The sequence below is a fragment of the Pseudochrobactrum sp. sp1633 genome (genome assembly GCF_030376605.1).
Taxonomy (GTDB): Bacteria; Pseudomonadota; Alphaproteobacteria; order Rhizobiales; family Rhizobiaceae; genus Pseudochrobactrum.
On the sequence record NZ_JARRAE010000001.1, the window covers coordinates 163,833 to 183,791 of the forward strand.

16 protein-coding genes are annotated in these 19,959 nt (G+C 51.2%); 6 read left to right on the top strand and 10 right to left on the bottom strand.

Annotation, left to right across the window (positions count from 1 at the left end; translation table 11 throughout):
- Positions 1 to 61 precede the first annotated feature (61 nt).
- Together P8H26_RS00810 and P8H26_RS00815 are read left to right on the top strand one after the other, a co-directional pair.
- A complete protein-coding gene (locus P8H26_RS00810; RefSeq protein ID WP_289630954.1) occupies positions 62 to 715 on the top strand; it encodes an HAD-IA family hydrolase in 654 nt (217 codons plus the stop codon).
- 43 nt (positions 716 to 758) lie between these two features.
- The gene (locus tag P8H26_RS00815; protein WP_289630955.1) at positions 759 to 1,559 is read left to right on the top strand and encodes an ATP12 family chaperone protein; all 801 of its coding nucleotides are present in this window, start codon (positions 759 to 761) and stop codon (positions 1,557 to 1,559) included.
- A 175-nt stretch (positions 1,560 to 1,734) separates the two neighbouring features.
- Here the strand turns inward: P8H26_RS00815 and glnA are convergent, their stop codons facing one another.
- Both glnA and P8H26_RS00825 read right to left on the bottom strand, forming a co-directional pair.
- Complete coding sequence (gene glnA, locus P8H26_RS00820; RefSeq protein WP_289630956.1) at positions 1,735 to 3,144, bottom strand: type I glutamate--ammonia ligase; 1,410 nt, start codon at positions 3,142 to 3,144, stop codon at positions 1,735 to 1,737.
- Between the two features lie 68 nt (positions 3,145 to 3,212).
- Complete coding sequence (locus P8H26_RS00825) at positions 3,213 to 3,551, bottom strand: P-II family nitrogen regulator (RefSeq protein WP_028233793.1); 339 nt, start codon at positions 3,549 to 3,551, stop codon at positions 3,213 to 3,215.
- 378 nt (positions 3,552 to 3,929) lie between these two features.
- Here P8H26_RS00825 and P8H26_RS00830 point away from each other — a divergent pair, with 378 nt between their 5' ends.
- A complete protein-coding gene (locus tag P8H26_RS00830) occupies positions 3,930 to 5,459 on the top strand; it encodes an NAD(P)H-hydrate dehydratase (RefSeq protein WP_289630957.1) in 1,530 nt (509 codons plus the stop codon).
- A 171-nt stretch (positions 5,460 to 5,630) separates the two neighbouring features.
- On the opposite strand, the gene uvrA is transcribed toward P8H26_RS00830, so the two are convergent.
- Positions 5,631 to 8,552, bottom strand: a complete 2,922-nt coding sequence (uvrA, locus tag P8H26_RS00835; RefSeq protein ID WP_289630958.1) for an excinuclease ABC subunit UvrA — start codon at positions 8,550 to 8,552, stop codon at positions 5,631 to 5,633.
- Between the two features lie 1,181 nt (positions 8,553 to 9,733).
- Here uvrA and P8H26_RS00840 point away from each other — a divergent pair.
- The 3 genes from P8H26_RS00840 to P8H26_RS00850 all read left to right on the top strand — a co-directional run bounded on the left by P8H26_RS00840 (position 9,734) and on the right by P8H26_RS00850 (position 12,761).
- Positions 9,734 to 10,849, top strand: a complete 1,116-nt coding sequence (locus tag P8H26_RS00840; RefSeq protein ID WP_289630959.1) for a P1 family peptidase — start codon at positions 9,734 to 9,736, stop codon at positions 10,847 to 10,849.
- A gap of 217 nt (positions 10,850 to 11,066) precedes the next feature.
- Positions 11,067 to 11,924, top strand: a complete 858-nt coding sequence (gene ttcA, locus P8H26_RS00845) for a tRNA 2-thiocytidine(32) synthetase TtcA (protein WP_289631217.1) — start codon at positions 11,067 to 11,069, stop codon at positions 11,922 to 11,924.
- Positions 11,925 to 11,936: 12 nt separating this feature from the next.
- Positions 11,937 to 12,761: an inositol monophosphatase family protein gene (locus P8H26_RS00850; protein WP_289630960.1), complete on the top strand. Its 825-nt coding sequence runs from the start codon at positions 11,937 to 11,939 to the stop codon at positions 12,759 to 12,761.
- A gap of 50 nt (positions 12,762 to 12,811) precedes the next feature.
- Here P8H26_RS00850 and P8H26_RS00855 read toward each other — a convergent pair whose 3' ends face one another.
- From P8H26_RS00855 to purQ, 7 genes are all read right to left on the bottom strand, one after another.
- On the bottom strand, positions 12,812 to 14,035 hold the full coding sequence (locus P8H26_RS00855; protein WP_289631218.1) for a multidrug effflux MFS transporter: 1,224 nt from the start codon (positions 14,033 to 14,035) through the stop codon (positions 12,812 to 12,814).
- Positions 14,036 to 14,650: 615 nt separating this feature from the next.
- Positions 14,651 to 14,983, bottom strand: a complete 333-nt coding sequence (gene grxD / locus P8H26_RS00860) for a Grx4 family monothiol glutaredoxin (RefSeq protein ID WP_289630961.1) — start codon at positions 14,981 to 14,983, stop codon at positions 14,651 to 14,653.
- A 161-nt stretch (positions 14,984 to 15,144) separates the two neighbouring features.
- Positions 15,145 to 15,378 (bottom strand): BolA/IbaG family iron-sulfur metabolism protein, encoded by a 234-nt coding sequence (locus P8H26_RS00865; RefSeq protein WP_022711527.1) that lies wholly within the window; start codon positions 15,376 to 15,378, stop codon positions 15,145 to 15,147.
- A 202-nt stretch (positions 15,379 to 15,580) separates the two neighbouring features.
- The gene (gene purL, locus P8H26_RS00870) at positions 15,581 to 17,812 is read right to left on the bottom strand and encodes a phosphoribosylformylglycinamidine synthase subunit PurL (protein ID WP_289630962.1); all 2,232 of its coding nucleotides are present in this window, start codon (positions 17,810 to 17,812) and stop codon (positions 15,581 to 15,583) included.
- A 101-nt stretch (positions 17,813 to 17,913) separates the two neighbouring features.
- A complete protein-coding gene (locus P8H26_RS00875; RefSeq protein ID WP_289630963.1) occupies positions 17,914 to 18,312 on the bottom strand; it encodes a hypothetical protein in 399 nt (132 codons plus the stop codon).
- Between the two features lie 93 nt (positions 18,313 to 18,405).
- Entirely contained in the window at positions 18,406 to 19,056 is a 651-nt protein-coding gene (locus tag P8H26_RS00880) for a glutathione S-transferase family protein (RefSeq protein ID WP_289630964.1), read from the bottom strand.
- A 131-nt stretch (positions 19,057 to 19,187) separates the two neighbouring features.
- Positions 19,188 to 19,859, bottom strand: coding sequence for a phosphoribosylformylglycinamidine synthase subunit PurQ (gene purQ / locus P8H26_RS00885; RefSeq protein ID WP_289630965.1), 672 nt, complete (start codon positions 19,857 to 19,859; stop codon positions 19,188 to 19,190).
- Positions 19,860 to 19,959 lie beyond the last annotated feature (100 nt).

A 19,959-nucleotide genomic window follows, 5' to 3' on the forward strand; every position in this document is an offset into this window, starting at 1 on the left:
CTCTGCAGTTTGATACCCGAAATGCAGAGCTGAGTAAGACGATGCAGGAAAAAGCCACATCATGAAACTGGTGCTGTTTGATTGTGACGGAACGCTGGTTAATAGTGGCGGCGTTATTCATCGCTGTATAGCAGAAACATTTGCCAATGCAGGTCTGCGTGTGCCGGAATTAAGCGAGACACAGGAGATTATCGGCCTGACGCTTAATCTGGCGATTTCGCAGATTTCAGGTATTGCGATGGGTGCCGAGGTTGAGCATCTGACCGAGCAGTATAAAAAGCAGTTCACGGTCATACGGCAGGAGGCGGGTTTCGACGAGCCGCTTTATGAAGGCATTGCCGGGTTGATTGATGCGCTGGCTGTGCAGGATGATATATTGCTAGGCATGGTCACGGGCAAATCCCGCCGTGGTGTGCGTTCTGTCATGGAGCGGCATGGCTTTGAGCCATATTTCCATGTATCACGCTGCGCAGACGACTGCCCGTCCAAGCCGCATCCGGCAATGGTGCTGGAATGTTGCCACGAGACGGGTTGCGATGTGTCGCAGACCTTTGTAATCGGTGACACAACTTACGATATGATGATGGCAGGCAGTGCCGGTGCCACTGCTATCGGTGTGAATTGGGGCTATCACAAGCCCGAAAGATTAAGCGAGGCGGGAGCCGCTGTGATTTTGCAGTATCCGCTGGATTTGCTGACAAAGCTCGGTTGCTGATCGCAGGGACAGAGGCTTTGAGGCGGAATAATTAGGAAATATTATGCGCAACATTCTTGAAGATATTGAACAGGCGCGGCTCGATCACGAGGCGATGTTGTCAGACCCTGATCCGGTTATCCGGGCACAAAAGCAGATGCTGACACCTTTGCCGAAGCGTTTTTACAAGGACGTGTCTGTCGGTGCTTATGATGGCGGCGGCTTTGCTGTTCTGCTCGATGGCAAGCTGGTGAATACACCCCTGCGCAACAAGCTGGTGCTGCCAACTGAGGCTGCGGCGCAGATCATTGCAGAAGAATTTGCCCGTCAGACGACCAATATTGATCCGAAAGATATGCCTGCCACCCGTCTGGTCAATACGGCCATTGATGGTGTTGCTGCGGAAACGCAGGCCGTGCTGGAAGAAATCCTGCGCTTTGCGGGCTCCGATTTGCTTTGCTATCGCGCAGACAGCCCGAAAGAACTGGTGGAACGTCAGCGTGAAAACTGGGACCCGCTGCTCGACTGGGCGGCAACTCTTGGTGCTTCCTTTGAGGTGACTGAAGGACTGATGCATGTGGCGCAGCCGCGTGAGGCGCTCGCTGCATTTGGCGCGCATTTGCGACTGGTGTCTGATCCGGTTGCGCTGGCGGCTCTGCATGTAATGACCACGCTTTGTGGCTCGGCAATCACCGGTCTGGCACTGTTTAAAGGTGCAGTTGACGTGGATACCGCTTGGAAAGCCGCGCACGTTGATGAGGACTGGACGATTGAGCAGTGGGGCGATGATGAAGAGGCGCAGGCACGCCGCGCATGGCGCGAGAAGGAAATCCGCGCCGCTGATGCGCTGGTTAAAGCGCTGTAAAACCTCTGAACTATTTTGAAATTAAAGCCGTATCAGTAATGCTGATGCGGCTTTTTTTATAATGTTGTTTCTATAAGATTTAATTTTATCAATGGTTTGTGGCGATAAGCTTCTGTTTAGATTCAGGTAAATAAAAAACCCCGCCACTGGCGGGGTTTTTCATCGGGAGAATGTATTAGCAGGAGTAATACATGTCGAACTCAATCGGATGCGGAGCCATTTCAAAGCGCATAACTTCCTGCATTTTCAGCTCAATGAAGCTGTCGATCTGGTCATCGCTGAACACGTCGCCAGCTTTGAGGAAGGCGCGATCTTTGTCGAGGCTCTGGAGCGCTTCACGCAGAGAACCGCAAACGGTTGGGATCTTCTTCAGTTCTTTGGCTGGCAGATCATAAAGATCTTTATCCATTGCCTGGCCCGGATGGATCTTGTTCTTGATACCGTCAAGACCAGCCATCAGAATGGCAGCAAAGCAATAGTATGGGTTTGCTGTCGGATCAGGGAAGCGGACTTCCAGACGCTTTGATTTTGGCGAGTTGCCAAATGGAATACGGCAGGAGGCCGAGCGGTTGCGGGCGGAATAAGCCAGCAGAACAGGGGCTTCGTAACCCGGAACCAGACGCTTATAAGAGTTGGTTGATGGGTTGGTGAAGGCATTCAGTGCTTTGGCATGTTTGATCACGCCGCCGATGAAGAACAGGCAGCTTTCTGACAGGCCGGCATATTCATTGCCTGCGAAAGTCGGCTTGCCGTCTTTCCAGATCGATACGTGAACATGCATACCCGAACCATTGTCACCAAAGATTGGCTTTGGCATGAAGGTTGCGGTCTTACCATAGGCATTTGCAGTCTGGTGAACCACATATTTGAAGAGCTGCATCTTGTCGGCATTAGCGACGAGCGTGTCGAACTTCACGCCGAGTTCGTGCTGAGCGGCTGCAACTTCATGGTGATGCTTTTCAACGGTTACGCCCATTTCGGACAGAACTGTGAGCATTTCCGAGCGCATATCCTGACAGCTGTCGATTGGCGGTACAGGGAAATAACCGCCTTTAACGCGCGGACGGTGCCCCATATTGCCGGTATCGTAGTCAGTGTCATCATTGGATGGCAGCTCGCTGGAATCCAGCTTGAAGCCTGTGTTGTAAGGATCGTTTTTGTATTTTACATCGTCGAAGATGAAGAATTCAGCTTCAGGGCCGATGAATACTGTATCGCCGATACCGAGCGACTTCACATAGGCTTCTGCTTTTTTAGCGGTGCCGCGCGGATCGCGGTTGTAGTTTTCGCCGGTAACAGGATCGAGAATATCGCAAAGCAGAACCAGAGTGGACGCTGCAAAGAACGGGTCCATGTGAGCGGAAGCCGGATCCGGCATCAGAACCATGTCGGATTCATTGATGGCTTTCCAGCCGCCGATGGAGGAGGCGTCGAACATAACGCCGTCAGCAAACATTTCTTCATCAACCATACCCACATCCATAGTCACATGGTGCAGCTTGCCTTTAGGGTCGGTGAAGCGCAGATCAACGAATTTTACGTCGTTGTCAGAAATCAGTTTCAGAATGTCATGGGCGGTCGTCATATGCAGTTTTCCTATTGAACGACGTTAAGCAGAAAATTCAGACCGGATAACCGGTAAAGCATTTACAGTCAGATAGCGTCAGGACCGGTTTCACCGGTACGTATGCGGATCACTTCTTCAACACTGGAGATAAAGATTTTACCATCGCCGATACGGCCGGTTTGTGCGGCTTTGCGGATGGCTTCTACTGCGGCATCTACTGCATCATCGGCGAGCACGACTTCGATTTTGACCTTTGGCAAAAAATCAACAACATATTCAGCGCCGCGATACAGCTCTGTATGGCCTTTTTGCCGGCCAAAACCTTTAGCCTCAAGAACGGTGATGCCTTGCAGGCCGACGTCCTGAAGCGCTTCTTTGACTTCATCAAGTTTGAAAGGCTTAATGATAGCTTCGATTTTTTTCATCAGAATGCTGCCTCCGTTTATTTCTGAGCCTTGCATGGGCCTTGCTGTATGATAAGCATAAATCATGCCAAAATATGCATTGAATGTTTTAAAGAGTAAAATTTTATAATTATTAATGCGGCAACAGAATTCCGGTTACCGAGCGTGAACTCAGTCACTTGAAATACTTGAGTTATTTCTACAGAAAATAAAAAGACATGTTTTTAAAGACCCTAAAAATATGCGAAGATTTCGCCTAAGAATGTATCTGTTCTGCGTTTGCACGAAAAATCAGCAGGGATGAAAATGACAGGTAGCTTTATTCTGCCTAAAATTTAGGCAGAATGCGTATCAAATAAGCATGAGTGAGACGGTGAAGCATTCTCGCAGGAGCCTGATATGGAATTATTGACGCCGGATGAGATGGGGCAGGCTGACCGGATTACTATTGCGGGTGGCATAGATAGCTATGATCTGATGCAGAGTGCCGGTCAGGCGGTGTATAAGGAATGTATGAGGCTTTGGCCTGAAGCATTGCGAATTGCTGTATTGTGCGGCCACGGCAATAATGGTGGTGACGGATATGTTGTTGCCCGCCTTTACCGGCAATCGGGCAGGCAGACATATTGCTTCTTCGATTTGCCGCCTCATGATTATACAGATGCCCGTCAGGCACTGGATGATTATCGTGCAGAGGGCGGTGATACGCTGCCATTGTCGAAGTTTGATCCGCTGGAATTTGATCTGATTATTGATGCATTCTACGGGGCAGGATTGGCGCGCGATATTACCGGCGCGATTGCAGATTGTATTGATGCACTTAATCAATCCGGTAAATCAGTCTGTGCAATTGATCTGCCAAGCGGTGTATCAGGGCTGACAGGGCAGGTGATGGGCATCGCCGTGCAGGCGGAACATACGGTAACCTTTTTTCGTAAAAAGCCCGGACATTTATTGCAGCCTGGCCGCGCATTTTGCGGGGACGTTCATGTCTGCGATATCGGTATTGAACCATCGGTGCTTAGAACAATATCTGTGTGCCTTTATGAAAACAGGCCGGAGCTCTGGCGTGATGTTCTCCCTGTCACACAGACCAATGCCCATAAATTCACACGCGGGCATGTTGCTGTATTTTCTGGCGGAATGCTCTCAACCGGTGCGGCGCGCCTGAGTGCCGCAGCTGCCGCACGCAGCGGTGCAGGGCTGGTGACGATGATTGCACCACATGATGCTTTGTCTGTGCATGCCGCACATCTGACGGGCACGATGCTGCATGCTTTGGGTGAGACGGCTGACATATTACGTTTCATCAGAGTGCGAAAAGTCAAAGCGGCAGTTCTGGGGCCTGCCTTTGGTGATTTGCCAAGGGCGCGAGAACTCATTTGTGCATTGTTGGCAGATGCCAATGATGAAGCTGCATTGAAATATCTGGTCATTGATGCGGATGGTATCACAGCATTTAAAGACCAGTCGCAAATGTTATTTTCAGCGGCAGAACAGTCAGATTGTGCGGTTGTTCTGACGCCGCATGAGGGAGAGTTTCAGCGCTTGTTTGGTGAGCAGGTTGATGGTGCTGCGGGCAAAGTTGAAAAAGCGCGGCAGGCAGCAAAGCTCAGTCATTGCATTGTGATTAATAAAGGGCCGGATACCGTGATTGCTGCACCGGATGGCCGTGCAGCAATTAATAGCAACGGCACTGCATTACTGGCAACTGCTGGCTCCGGTGATGTGCTGACCGGTATTATTGCAGGGCTATGTGCACAAGGCATGCCGGCATTTGAGGCTTCCTGTGCTGCTGCGTGGATTCATGCTGAAACGGCCAATTGTTTTGCTGAGACAGCGCCAGTTGGAATGATAGCAGAAGATATGCCGGAGCTGATCTTGAAGGTTTGGGCAAAGCTGGAGCAAGATCGGCTGCTTCACAATTAGAGCATATCCCGAAAAGCGGGAACCGGTTTTCGGATAAGATACGCCAAAAATAAATAGATAGAGTATTTCCTATAATTCGAGATAAACCGGATATGCTCCAGACAAGACGGCTTTTAACGCCTGCACTTATCAATAAAAACGCCGCCTGTTGAAATCAGACGGCGTTTTATTTTATTCGGCTGCGAGTGTCTTATTGTCCGGTCGACGTTCCAGAAGTTCTTTCAGGAAGTGACCGGTATAAGAGCGTGGCTCAGTAACAATATCTTCCGGACGTCCTGCCGCAACAATCTCACCGCCACCGTCACCACCTTCAGGACCCAGATCCAGCACCCAATCCGCAGTTTTGATAACTTCGAGATTGTGCTCGATTACGGCAACCGTATTGCCCTGATCGACCAGCTCGTGCAGTACTTCCAGCAGTTTGGCAACGTCGTGGAAATGCAAGCCGGTTGTTGGCTCATCAAGAATATAAAGCGTTTTACCGGTTGCGCGGCGTGACAGTTCCTTGGCGAGCTTGACACGTTGCGCTTCACCACCGGAAAGCGTGGTCGCCTGTTGGCCGATTTTGATATAGCCAAGGCCAACACGATGCAGCGTTTCCATCTTGTCGCGGATGCTTGGCACCGCAGAGAAGAATTCCACACCTTCTTCAACCGTCATATCAAGAACATCGGCGATGCTCTTGCCTTTAAACAAAACTTCCAATGTTTCACGGTTGTAGCGTTTGCCGTTACACACATCACAAGTCACGTAAACATCCGGCAGGAAGTGCATCTCAATCTTGATAACACCGTCACCCTGACAGGCCTCACAGCGACCGCCTTTGACGTTGAAAGAGAAGCGGCCAGGCTGATAACCGCGCGCCTTGGCTTCCGGCAGACCGGCAAACCAGTCGCGGATTGGAGTGAATGCGCCGGTATAGGTTGCCGGATTGGAGCGCGGCGTGCGACCGATTGGTGACTGATCAATATCAATCACCTTGTCGAGCAGTTCCAGACCTTCAATCCGGTCATGCTCTGCCGGATGCTCGCGTGATCCCATGATTTTGCGCGATGCAGCCTTGTAAAGCGTTTCAATCAGGAAGGTGGACTTGCCGCCGCCGGATACACCAGTAACAGCTGTGAAAGTACCAAGTGGAATTTCACCGGTTACATTTTTCAGATTGTTGGCGCGCGCGCCGACAACTTTAATTCGCTTTGATTTGGTGATTTTACGACGTTCAGCCGGAACCATAACCTGCAAAGCGCCCGACAGATATTTGCCAGTGATCGAATTTGGATTGTTTATCACTTCGGACGGTGTGCCCTTAGCAATAATCTGACCGCCATGAACACCAGCTGCCGGACCAATATCAACCACATAATCGGCAGTGAGGATTGCATCCTCATCATGCTCAACCACAATCACTGTATTACCGAGATCGCGCAGGTGGCGCAGCGTATCCAGCAGGCGTGCATTGTCGCGCTGATGCAGACCGATAGAAGGTTCATCAAGCACATAGAGAACGCCGGTCAGGCCGGAGCCGATCTGCGAGGCCAGACGAATACGCTGGCTCTCACCACCGGAAAGCGTGCCGGAATTACGTGACAGTGACAGATAATCCAGCCCGACATCGTTGAGAAAGCGCAGGCGCTCACGGATTTCTTTCAGGATACGTGCGGCAATTTCATTCTGCTTGTCATTGAACTGCTGATCAATCGTGCTGAACCACTGGTCAGCATTGCGGATCGACATTTCCGTCAGCTGGCCGATATGCATCATGCCGACTTTTACCGCCAATGCTTCCGGCTTCAGGCGATAGCCTGCGCAAGACGGGCAAGGCGTGGCCGACATATAGCGTTCAATCTCTTCACGCGACCAGTTGGAATCTGTTTCTTTCCAGCGGCGTTGTAGATTGGGAATGACGCCTTCAAATGTCTTGGTGGTTTCGTATGAGCGCGAGCCGTCTTTATAGACAAAGGTGATTTCCTTGCCTTTCGTGCCATGAAGCACAGCTTTTTGCGCTTCCTCGCTCAGATCCTGCCATTTATCTGCCAGCTTGAAGCCATAGGCCTTGCCCAGTGCTTCCAGCGTCTGATTGTAATATGGCGAGGAGGATTTTGCCCAAGGTGCAATTGCTCCGTCTTTCATGCGCAGGGCTTCATCCGGCACAATCAGGTTCGGGTCAATCGCTTGCTGTGAGCCAAGGCCGTCACAGGTCGGGCAGGCACCAAACGGATTGTTGAAGGAGAACAGGCGCGGCTCAATCTCGGCAATAGTAAAGCCGGAGACAGGGCAGGCGAATTTCTCTGAGAACAGCACGCGCTCGTGGGTGTCGTTCTTGGATTTGTTGACGCTGTCTGCTGCGGTTTCTTCCGGAGGCAGGGGCTTGTCGGCAAATTCTGCAATCGCCAGACCTTCTGCCAGTTGCAGACAGGTTTCAAGGCTGTCTGCCAAACGTGAGGCCAGATCAGGGCGCACAACAACGCGGTCGACAACCACATCAATGTCGTGTTTGTATTTCTTGTCCAGTGCAGGTGCATCAGCTATTTCATAGAAAACACCGTCAATCTTGACGCGCTGGAAGCCTTTTTTCTGCAACTCTGCCAGCTCTTTACGATATTCGCCCTTACGGCCGCGTACAATCGGCGCCATGATATAAAGGCGGGTACCTTCTTCAAAAGCCATGATCCGGTCAACCATCTGGCTGACGGTCTGGCTTTCAATCGGCAGGCCGGTGGCCGGTGAGTAAGGAATACCAACGCGGGCATAGAGCAGGCGCAAATAGTCGTAAATCTCGGTAACAGTTCCCACAGTCGAACGCGGATTGCGGCTGGTGGTTTTCTGTTCAATAGAAATCGCCGGTGACAGACCGTCAATCTGGTCAACATCCGGCTTCTGCATCATTTCCAGAAACTGACGCGCATAGGCTGAAAGGCTTTCTACATAGCGGCGCTGACCTTCAGCATAGATTGTATCAAACGCGAGCGATGATTTACCCGAGCCGGAAAGGCCGGTCATAACAATAAGCTTGTCCCGGGGCAGGTCGATGTCGACATTTTTAAGATTGTGTTCGCGTGCGCCGCGAATGGAGATAAATTTTTGATCGCTCATCAGCATACAGCCTGCGGTTGGTGCGGAACAGTTTCTATCCGGAAATTGAGAGAAGGGCAGGATTACAAATTGTCAGCCACCGAAACTCTGACAGTTATATAGGTGCGTCCTGCTCAATCTCAATATTGACCGGAATTGTACCAGATTTATGGAAATGACTTTCACAACGGCTTGTTCAAAAAATCATCTCACAATTTTGGAGAGTTTATAGAACAAAATATGAACCTAAGTCCAGTCAGATTTTTGTAGTAAGGACGAAAACAAGTTTTTGGCTAAGTTGGTACAATTGCGATGTAATATAATGTGAAGAGCTGTGAGTTGACGACAAGCGCTCTCGGGGGCACACTAAACCTATCTTCAGCACCAGCGGAGGAAAGGGTGAAAACCCCGAAAATGCTGAAGACGGGCGCAAGCCCAGACAGGAACTTATACTGTTCCGCGCGCAAACAGGAGGAATATAAGGATGAGTCCACCTGACTATGCATGACGGTATCACACCGTCGAAAACTAGTGTTTTTTCTGAAGCTACCGGATTTCTATAACGGCTGTCTGCAATGATAGTACGAATAGAATGATCAATGAAAATATCTGCCGGTTTATCCGCTTCGTGCGATAAACAACCATGATATTGGATTTGTTGAAAGTGGAATGGTTCTGGAAATTATAGCTGAATGCTATATCTGCGGTTCAGAGCCGACTATCACAAATGAAAGTTGAAGTGTGGTTTTACTGAAAGAGCAACAATCTATCATTTCTGCAGATACTCTGCCTTTAGGGCAGCCTTCTGATCGCTTGCCGGCGAATGACTACCGGCAAAATGGGATGAACCCCAATCAAAAGCCCTGCGCGCCAAAATAAGTGAGCGGCAGGGCATTTTTGTATGTTTTTATTTGTTTCATAAAACCTGTTTTTTCGGCAGATGAGCCGTTACCTATCTCCCCCCGCATTATGATGACGAAATAAACCTGCCGGTAATGGCGGGATGAAAGCGATTGCGCTGACAAAATTGCGATGCTTATATGCGCGCGGTGGTATCGGGGAGCATTAAAAATATCGCCACGGAGGGTTCTCATGGATCAAAACAAAGGAACAGAGTTTCTTTTGTTAAGCGTAATTTTGGACGGAGGCGGCTCCTGCTTGTTCTGAAATTGCGCTGATTGCAGAATATGGAAATAGTTTTAATGACAAGCACATCGCATAAACCGCGCGCACGCGATCTGGGTATTCCTTTCACAGGGAAAACCGGTCCGAATAACGCTATCACCGATGTTGAAGGCGTGACCGTCGGTTACTCGACGATTATTGAGGGTGAGGGTAAGCTCGAAACCGGTAAAGGGCCTGCGCGCACGGGGGTGACTGCCATTCTGCCGCGCGGAAAGACATTCAATCCGGTCTTTGCCGGCTGGACATCTTTCAATGGCAATGGCGAGATGACCGGCACGACATGGATCGAGGAAAGCGGCTTTCTGGAAGGGCCGATTGCCATCACCAACACCCATAGCGTCGGTGTGGTGCGGGATTCCGTTGTTTCATGGCTGATTGATAATGATCTGACTGGCCCGCATTTCAAAGACCTTTACTGGCTGCTGCCGGTGGTAGCTGAAACATGGGACGGTATCCTGAATGATATCAACGGCATGCATGTGAAAAAAGAGCATGTCTATGTCGCGCTGGATAATGCCACAGGCGGTAAAATTGCTGAAGGCAATGTCGGCGGCGGTACCGGTATGAACCTGTTCCATTTTAAAGGCGGTACGGGCACATCTTCGCGGAAACTGAATGATGAAGAGGGCGGGTATACTGTCGGCGTGCTGGTGCAGGGCAATTTCGGCAGACGTCAGGATCTGATGATCGCCGGTGTTCCTGTTGGTGCGGAAATCACCGAGTTGATGCAGGATACGTCATGGACGCGTGAGGAAAGCGGCTCGATTATCGTGGTTGTAGCAACCGATGCACCACTGCTTCCGCATCAGCTTAAGCGGCTGACACGCCGTGTTTCTGTTGGTCTTGGTCGCGTTGGCGGTTTTGGCGCGAATGGTAGCGGTGATATTTTTATTGCTTTCTCAACGGCTAATCCCGATGCTTTCAGCCGTGAAGAAACCACCAAAATGGAAATGGTTTCCAATAATAAAATGGATCCGCTCATTCATGCTACTGCACTGGCAACCGAAGAGGCGATTATCAATGCGATGATTGCTGCGGAAACCATGAAAGGACGCGATGATAATATCTCATACGCACTCCCTCATGATCGCCTGATTGAGGTGATGAAGAAGTATAACAGACACTCTGAATGAAATTTATGATCGAGAGGCGGCTGTGAGGCCGCTTCTTGGTTGCGAACAGGGGCAGTTCGCTTTATTCGATGCTCTAACAGCAGTTTTTGCAGCAGAGATATTTATGAATATTCACGACACAGCCCTGAACGGTGATGCGGGTTCAGACTTGCAGGACAATGCAGCTAAGCCTGCGCCGGTTTCTGATATCAGTCAGGAACTGGATGATTATGCCTCGATGAGTGACGAGGATATGAGCGGTGAGGGTTGTCATCCGCTGTTCCGCAATGTCCCGTCTTCTGTCGGCTTTAACAAGCTTCGTAAACGCTTGCTGCGCCAGACCCGTCAGGCGATGGATGATTTCGCAATGGTGCGCCCGGGCGACCGTTGGTTGGTGGCGCTATCTGGGGGTAAAGATTCCTATGGCCTTCTGGCGCTGCTGCTGGATTTGAAATGGCGCGGTCTCCTGCCGGTGGAATTGCTTGCCTGCAATCTGGATCAGGGGCAGCCGAATTTTCCGAAACATATCCTGCCGGATTATCTGATCAAAAATCAGATCGAGCATCGCATTGAATATCAGGATACCTATTCGATCGTGACGGATAAGGTGCCGGAAACTCAAACCTATTGCGCGCTTTGCTCCCGTCTGCGTCGCGGTAATCTCTACCGTGTTGCGCGTGAAGAGGGCTGCTCGGCGCTGGTTCTCGGTCATCACCGCGAGGATATTCTAGAAACTTTCTTTATGAACCTCTTTCATGGTGGTCGTCTGGCATCGATGCCGCCGAAACTGCTGAATGATGAAGGTGATCTGCTGGTACTGCGCCCGCTTGCCTATGCGGCAGAAGATGATCTGGCAAAGTTTGCTTCAGCAATGGAATTCCCGATCATCCCTTGTGATCTGTGCGGCAGTCAGGACGGCCTGCAACGCAATATGATGAAGGCGATGCTGACCGATATTGAAAAGCGTATGCCGGGTCGTAAAGATACGATGATCCGCGCGCTGGCCAATGTGCGCCCGAGCCATTTGCTGGATCGTAAGATTTTTGATTTCGCGTCGCTCGTAGCACCGGAACTATCCTCCTCCTCAGAAGAATAACGGAAGCAGACTATGTTCGATCATCATGAGATTAACTGGCTGGCCGATTTGCTCAGCTCGACCGCTGATACTGAAATTCTGCCGCGTTTTCGCAGACTGGATAGCTGTGATATCCGTCAGAAAACCTCTGCCGCTGATCTGGTGACTGAAGCTGATGTGAATTCGGAAAAGGTGATTACAGCGGCTCTGCGTGAGCGCTTTGCCGGTGCGATGATTGTTGGTGAAGAAGCATGCAGTGATAATCCGGCGCTGTTGGATGGTCTGAATTCTGCTGATTTGGCTTTCACCATTGATCCGGTGGATGGCACATTCAATTTCGCATCCGGTGTGCCACTGTTTGGTGTCATGCTGTCCGTGAATATCAAGGGCGAGACAGTTGCCGGTATTATTTATGATCCGATGGGGCGTGACTGGCTGATCGGCGTTAAAGGCGCAGGGAGCTATATCCGTCGTGCCGACGGCAGTGAGCACAAAGTGCAAGTTGCTAAAGCACCGGCGCTCAAGGAAATGACCGGCTGTGTGTCTTGGCAATATCTGCCGGAACCTGATCGCACGCTGGTTGCCGGTAATCAGGCGAAGTTTCTCTCGCATCTCGGCTATCGCTGTGCAGCGCATGAATATCGCGTGATCGCCACCGGTTCTGCGCATTTTGCGGTCTATAACAAGCTGATGCCTTGGGATCATCTGCCGGGAAATCTGATCCATCAGGAAGCCGGTGGTTATACTGCGCGGTTTGACGGCAGTGCCTATATGCCCGGTCATGTTGATGGCGGGTTGATTATCGCACCGGATAAAGACAGCTGGCAGGCGATCAAACAGGCGCTGTGGCAGAAGTAATCAGAGATAATAATAAAAAAAGGCCGCTAAATGCGGCCTTTTCCTTTGGTTTATTTTTCAACCACATGCTGCGGTGAAGGAGATACCGCGCGGAATAGTTTGCCCTGTTCCGCAATCAGCACAAACACCATCGCGATAGCACCGACAATGAAATAGCCAAGCGCCATTGGCACGGTTGTTCCGTTGAAGGACTGGCCAATCAGCATACCAATCGCTGCGCCTGTCAGTGACTGTACGAAGCCGAGAACGGATGAGGCTGTGCCTGCGACTTGCCCCAGTGGCTCCATAGCCAGCGCATTGAAATTACCACCGATTGAGCCGAAGCAGAACATGATCAGTGCAAAAATCACGATGTAAATCGGAAACGGCACAGGCCCTTCAAAGAAAACCGACAGCAGGAACAGCAGCAGGCTGAGGCTGATAAAGGTAATCAGCAGCACTTGTGAAATACGACGCATGCCAAAGCGGCCGACCATCCGTGAATTCAGAAAGGCTGACAGTGCCATGAAAGCCGCAACAGCGGCAAAAGCCAGCGGAAAGCCTCTGCCTAGGTCATAAATTCCGACATAAATCTGCTGGGCAGAGTTAATGAAGCCGAACAATGAGCCGAGCATAAAAGATGCGGCCAGCGTGTAGCAGAATGCCACGCGGTTGCCGATGACGATGCCAAAGCCGCTGATAATGGACTTGGCAGTGAAAGGGCGCCGGTTTTCCGGTGCCAGTGTTTCCGGCATGCGGGAATAAGCCCAGAAGCCGATGACACAGGCAAACAAAGCCATAAAGCCGAAAATCATATGCCATTCGGAGAAGATCAGAATGACCTCACCGGTTGCCGGTGCAATCACCGGAACGATCATAAAGACCATCATGGCGAGCGACATGATTTCAGCCATAGCGCGGCCGGAATAACGGTCACGGACAATGGAGACGGTCATCACACGGGTAGCTGCTGCACCGATGCCTTGCAGGAAGCGCAAGACCAGCAGCATATTAAATTCCGGCACCCAGACACAGGCCAGAGACGTGACGACATAGATACCAATGCCGATGAGTAAGGGCTTTTTACGGCCGAAACGGTCACTGATCGGGCCATAAAGGAGTTGCGAGACTGCAAAACCGAACAAGTAGACCGTGACGACATATTGGTGATGGTTCGGGGTGAGAACCCCGAGCGACGAGCCGATTTCGGAAAGCGCGGGCAGCATCACGTCAATCGCCAGCGCGTTGATAGCCATCAGCGCAGCGATCAGGGCAATGAATTCCACTTTCGACAGTTTGAAACCATCAGAAGCTTGGTTGCCGGATGCAGATGATACACCTGCGGGGAGTTCACTTTTCATTTGTTGTCATGCCTTATCCGGCCAGAAACATTGCCGGAAAAATATATTTGCGGATCAGTGAACAGCAGGATTGGTCGTAACAATATCTGCTGCCGATATTGTCTTCGGCCGGACACTGAAGCGATGTTCCGGAAGCTGGAATGATTTCGGAACAGGAGCGCAGAAATATTTAAATATCTGCGCATCAATAAGGGGCGAAAGCCGTGCAACCTCAAAGCCGGATACAGGGGCGTTCGCAATCTTGTGCCTGAAACATCAGGGAGACATTTACTCGCAGCGGGATTACGCACCTTTGTGAAGGCGGTGCCGCAGATAAATGGTTTTTGAAAATGTTTAAATCGGTAAAATTGATCGCTGTTTAAGCAAGCTGTTTAGTTCATTTTTCTAACGAAGCAATTTTATTGGCCGACAGTTGCCAACATATAGGGATTTGCGAAGATCGCAATCTGACCTGACGGCTAAATTCTATTTAATAGTTTAAAAAAAGAAAAACGGCAGAAACTCTGCCGTTTTTCTGTGATCACGTTTTTGTGTAGTCGCTGATGCGGATCAGGCTGCCTTTGTGGCAATGCCTTTTTCTGTCATCAGAGCCTGCAATTCACCGGCCTGAAACATTTCGCGCACGATATCACAGCCGCCGATGAACTCGCCCTTAACATAGAGCTGAGGAATAGTCGGCCAGTTGGAAAATTCCTTGATGCCCTGACGGATTTCATCCGAAGCCAGAACATTGATGCCTTTATAATCGACGCCGATATAATCCAGCACCTGCACAACCTGACCGGAGAAACCGCATTGCGGGAAATCCGGTGTGCCTTTCATGAAAAGCACAACATCGTTGCTTTTAACTTCATTCTCGATCAGGGCGTTGATACCGCTCATGGGAGGATCCTTTCATAACCGGCGGGACAAATTCCGCCAGAGTTAGGCTTTAAATTTCGGCTGCTTTTTAAGCGATATGGGAACTATCTTCCAGAACGCCTGTTGCCGCAGGTTGTTTTGTGAGCCTGATTGCATGTTTTGCACTCAGGCTCAACGAATTGTTATTCCGGTGCGCGGGTCTGCAATGCCAATGCGTGCAGAACGCCGCCCATATTGCCGCCGAGGGCGTCATAAACCATCTGATGCTGCTGAACGCGGGTCTTTCCGCGAAAGGCTTCCGCAACGACTTCGGCAGCGTAATGATCACCGTCACCGGCAAGGTCGCGGATGCTGACAACAGCGCCGGGAATGCCTGCCTTGATCATGTCTTCAATATCACCAGGTGCCATAGCCATATTAAAATCCTCCGAGAGCATTTTTTCTGATCAGAGCGTGCCGCGTCTAAGCTAATCCACTGCGCTCGCTCTAATTCTTTGATTGGGCGTGTATCTTGTCCAAAAGCCGTTACAGATTTTTTGGGATACACATTTAAATTGGAGCCTGCGTCTCGGTGTTTCAAGACGCAGGCTCTTTTATTAACGGGTATAAATACCGGTATTAGATTTCCCCGTTCATATAGTCAGGGAACCATGATTCATAGGCCTGATGCAACTGCTCAACCGACACTGCCTTCGCAGAGCCGAGAATAACAGCTTTACCGCCGGTGCGACCGATCATTGGTGCGGAAACGCCTGCTTTTTCAGCGCGCGCCTGCACCTGAGCCAAATTGCCCTCTGTCACTGTCAGCACATAGCGACCCTGATCCTCACCGTAGAAAGTGAGAACAGGATTATGTGCAGCCGGTTCATTGATGGTTGCGCCGATCTCACCTTTGATTGCCATTTCAGCCACAGCCTGTGCCAGACCGCCCGATGAGCAATCGTGAACGGCAGTCACCAGACCATCTTCAATCAGGCTGCGAACGAAGTCACCGGTCGCTTTTTCATGCGCCAGATCAACATGCGGAGCAGGGCCGTCAGTGCGGTTATGCACATCACGCATATAGGCGGATTGGGCAATATGCGTGCCCCAGCCTTCCGGTGCGCCAGCCAGCAGAATGGCTTCGCCTTCAGCCGCAAAGCGGATGCGTGCCATTTTCGACCAATCTTTGATCAGGCCAACGCCGCCGATGGTTGGTGTCGGCAGAATGCCCTGACCATTGGTTTCGTTGTAAAGCGATACGTTGCCGGAAACGATCGGGAATTCCAGTACGCGGCAGGCTTCGCCGATACCCTTAATCGCATGAACCAGCTGGCTCATGATTTCAGGACGCTCAGGATTGCCGAAATTGAGGTTGTCTGTTGATGCAAGCGGTGTTGCGCCGGTTGCTATCAGGTTGCGCCAGCATTCGGCTACAGCCTGCTTGCCGCCTTCAAACGGATCTGCTTCCACATAGCGCGGAGTAACGTCTGACGAGAAAGCCAGAGCTTTGGTTTCATGGCCTTCAACGCGGATCACACCCGCATCACCGCCCGGCAATTGCAGGGAGTTGCCCTGAATCAGCGTGTCATATTGTTCATAGACCCAGCGGCGGGATGAACCGTTTGCAGAATTGAGCAGCATGATCAGGCTGTCTGCAATATCGGCAGCCGGTACATCATCGGCAGCGAGTGGTTTTGGCGCAACAGCCGGTGTCCACGGACGATCATATTCCGGAGCCTCATCGCCGAGTTCTTTGATCGGCAGATCGGCAACCTGTTCGCCCTGATGGAACACGCGGAAACGCAGATCATCGGTGGTTTTGCCAACGATAGCAAAATCCAGACCCCATTTTTTGAAGATCGCCTGTGCTTCTGCTTCCTGTTCAGGACGCAGCACCATCAGCATACGTTCCTGACTTTCCGAGAGCATCATTTCATAGGCAGACATCTGCTCTTCGCGCACCGGTACAGTGTCGAGGTTCAGTTCAATGCCGAGATCGCCCTTGGCGCCCATTTCAACGGCGGAGCAGGTGAGACCGGCAGCGCCCATATCCTGAATGGCGATAACCGCGCCGGAAGCCATCAGTTCAAGACAGGCTTCAAGCAGGCATTTTTCGGTGAACGGATCGCCGACCTGAACAGTAGGGCGCTTTTCATCAATCGATTCGTCAAATTCAGCGGATGCCATTGTTGCACCGCCAACGCCGTCACGACCGGTTTTTGCACCGAGATAAACGACCGGCAGGCCAACGCCTTCAGCCTTGGAATAGAAAATCGCATCGGACTTTGCCAGACCGGCAGCAAAAGCATTGACGAGGATGTTGCCGTTATAACGGGCATCAAATTCGACTTCACCGCCAACAGTAGGCACGCCGAAGGCATTGCCGTAGCCGCCAACGCCTGAAACAACGCCGGATACGAGGTGGCGGGTTTTCGGATGGTCAGGCTCACCGAAGCGCAGGGCATTCATGGCTGCAACAGGACGGGCACCCATCGTGAATACGTCACGCAAAATGCCGCCAACGCCGGTGGCTGCGCCCTGATAAGGCTCGATATAAGACGGGTGGTTGTGGCTTTCCATTTTGAAAACTACGCAATCGCCGTCATCAATATCAACAACACCGGCATTTTCGCCCGGGCCCTGAATAACGCGAGCGCCGGTTGTCGGCAGAGTGCGCAGCCATTTCTTGGATGATTTATACGAGCAATGCTCGTTCCACATCGCCGAGAAAATACCCAGCTCCGTAAAGCTTGGCTCACGACCGATCAGGTCAAGAATGCGCTGGTATTCGTCGGGCTTGAGGCCGTGTGAGGCAATCAGTTCCGGTGTGATCGGGTAATCATTACGGATTGACTTTTTGCTGTCCATATCGGTGTCGCTGTCTTCTTTGATCTATGAGCCGGAGCTCGGATATGTGATAGGTTTGATGCTTAATTCTTATGTGCCGCCAGCTTCGCTGGCTTAGTCGGTTAGCAGCTTTTTTGTCCGGAAGCCCAGCGCGCTGTATCGCGCTCAATGCGTTCCGAAAGCGGGCTTTGCATTAACGGGCCAAAACGCTCCATCCGTCCCGGATTGCCTTCTGCCTGTACAACCAGCAAAGGCCGGTCATTCGGGTTCTTTGCAGGGACGACCAGAATGCGCGGGCGGCCGGTGTAGGAAACCAGTTCCGGCGCCAGCGTATATTGACGAAACTGAGGGTCACCGGATTTAAACCAGCATTGTCTGGCACCGAGCGCTACGCGCTCCATAGTTGCCAATGCGGAATGACTGACCGCAACAGCAGCAGGTGATGAAGGCTTTTTTGAAGCCAGACAACCGCTTAAAACACCTGCAGACAGTGCCAGTAGAATTACATGCGTCAATTTCATTAAAGGCAAAGCTCCGCAGGGCAATGATGGTATGGCATTTAAACAATTGCAAAGCCTGACAGTTCCTTGTCAGGCTTTGCATATTTCAAGGGTTTAGCTGGCTTTCGCCAGTGCTTTTCTGGCATCCTGCATCTCGCCCAATACGGCAGCAATTTCCGGAATGCCTTCAGCATTGGCTTTGTAGCCTTCGATCTTAGGGCAATCTTCCAGAATAGCCTCGTAGCCGGGGAAGTGGCGCAGGCTTTCCAGCAGGAAGCGTGTTGGTGCAAGCCATGCATCAGCCAGTGTTACTTCTTCACCCAGCGCATAAGGGCCGGAGGAGATACGCGCCTCAACTGTCTGCAAAGCATGGCGGACATGGGTTGAGATTTTAGCCGTCTTTTCCGCAGATTGCAGCGAAGCAGGGCCTGCGAGCAAAACAGGGATGATTGAAGGCAGCACGTCAAGATCAAGCAGACGCATAATAATGCGAATCTGAGCCCGGTCTTTAGGGTCTGCAGGCATCATCGGTTTTTCCGGAAAACGCTCTTCCAGATATTCAGCAATGACAGAGGCTTCAAACAGGGTTTCACCGGAGCCGGTAACCAGAACCGGAATACGGCGCATCGGTGAAATTTCACGGAAGCTTTCCGGCAACGGTGGTCCGGCAGGGGCATCGATCAGTTTGAGCGGCAGGTCTTTGACCTCAGCAATAATGCGGATAAAGGCGCAGTAAGGTGATAAAGGCTTATTATAGAGCTTCATTAGTACTTCCTCCCGTTATGCTGATGTCATCAGACCATAGGATTGTTGTTGAGACAAACCTGAGACCTGTCAAAGAAGTAATCAAAAAGCGCGCCCGCATAACCGTAAAGCACTATGCGGGCGGAACTTGATTACGAAGCGAGGCGATCCAGAGCCGACGCAAACAATGCACGGCCGTCTGTGCCGCCATGTGCCTGCTCAATAAGGTTTTCCGGATGCGGCATCATGCCGAGCACGTTGCCTTGTGCATTGGTGATACCGGCAATGTCATTGATCGAGCCGTTTGGATTGGTGCCTTCCGCATAGCGGAATACGACCTGACCATTATCTTCAATGGACTTCAGAACATCGCTTTCAGCAAAATAATTGCCGTCATGATGTGCTACAGGGCTGCGGATGATCTGGCCTTGTTCATAACCACGGGTGAACGAAGTCTGATTGTTAGCGACTTCGAGTTTGACTTCGCGGCAAACGAATTTCAGCGATGTGTTGCGCATCAGCGCACCCGGCAGCAAACCTGCTTCAAGCAGAATCTGGAAGCCGTTGCAGACACCGATGACGCGCACGCCGGCTTCAGCCTTTTTGCGCAGCGCCTGCATCACAGGCATACGCGCGGCAATCGCACCGCAGCGCAGGTAATCACCGTAGGAAAAGCCGCCCGGAATGACGATCAGGTCAACATCAGGAATTTCTGTATCGGTCTGCCATACAGTCTGCGGTGCTTTGCCGCCGATTTTGGTCAGCGCCGCGATCATGTCGCGGTCGCGATTCAGGCCGGGAAGAAGGATAACTGCTGATTTCATAATGCAGATTACTCTCTTTTAATCCAACGCAGTTTCAGACAGACGGAGCAGGAAAAAATCAGTCCGGTGAACTGCCGGTGCGCTGATTACCCGTGAGGGT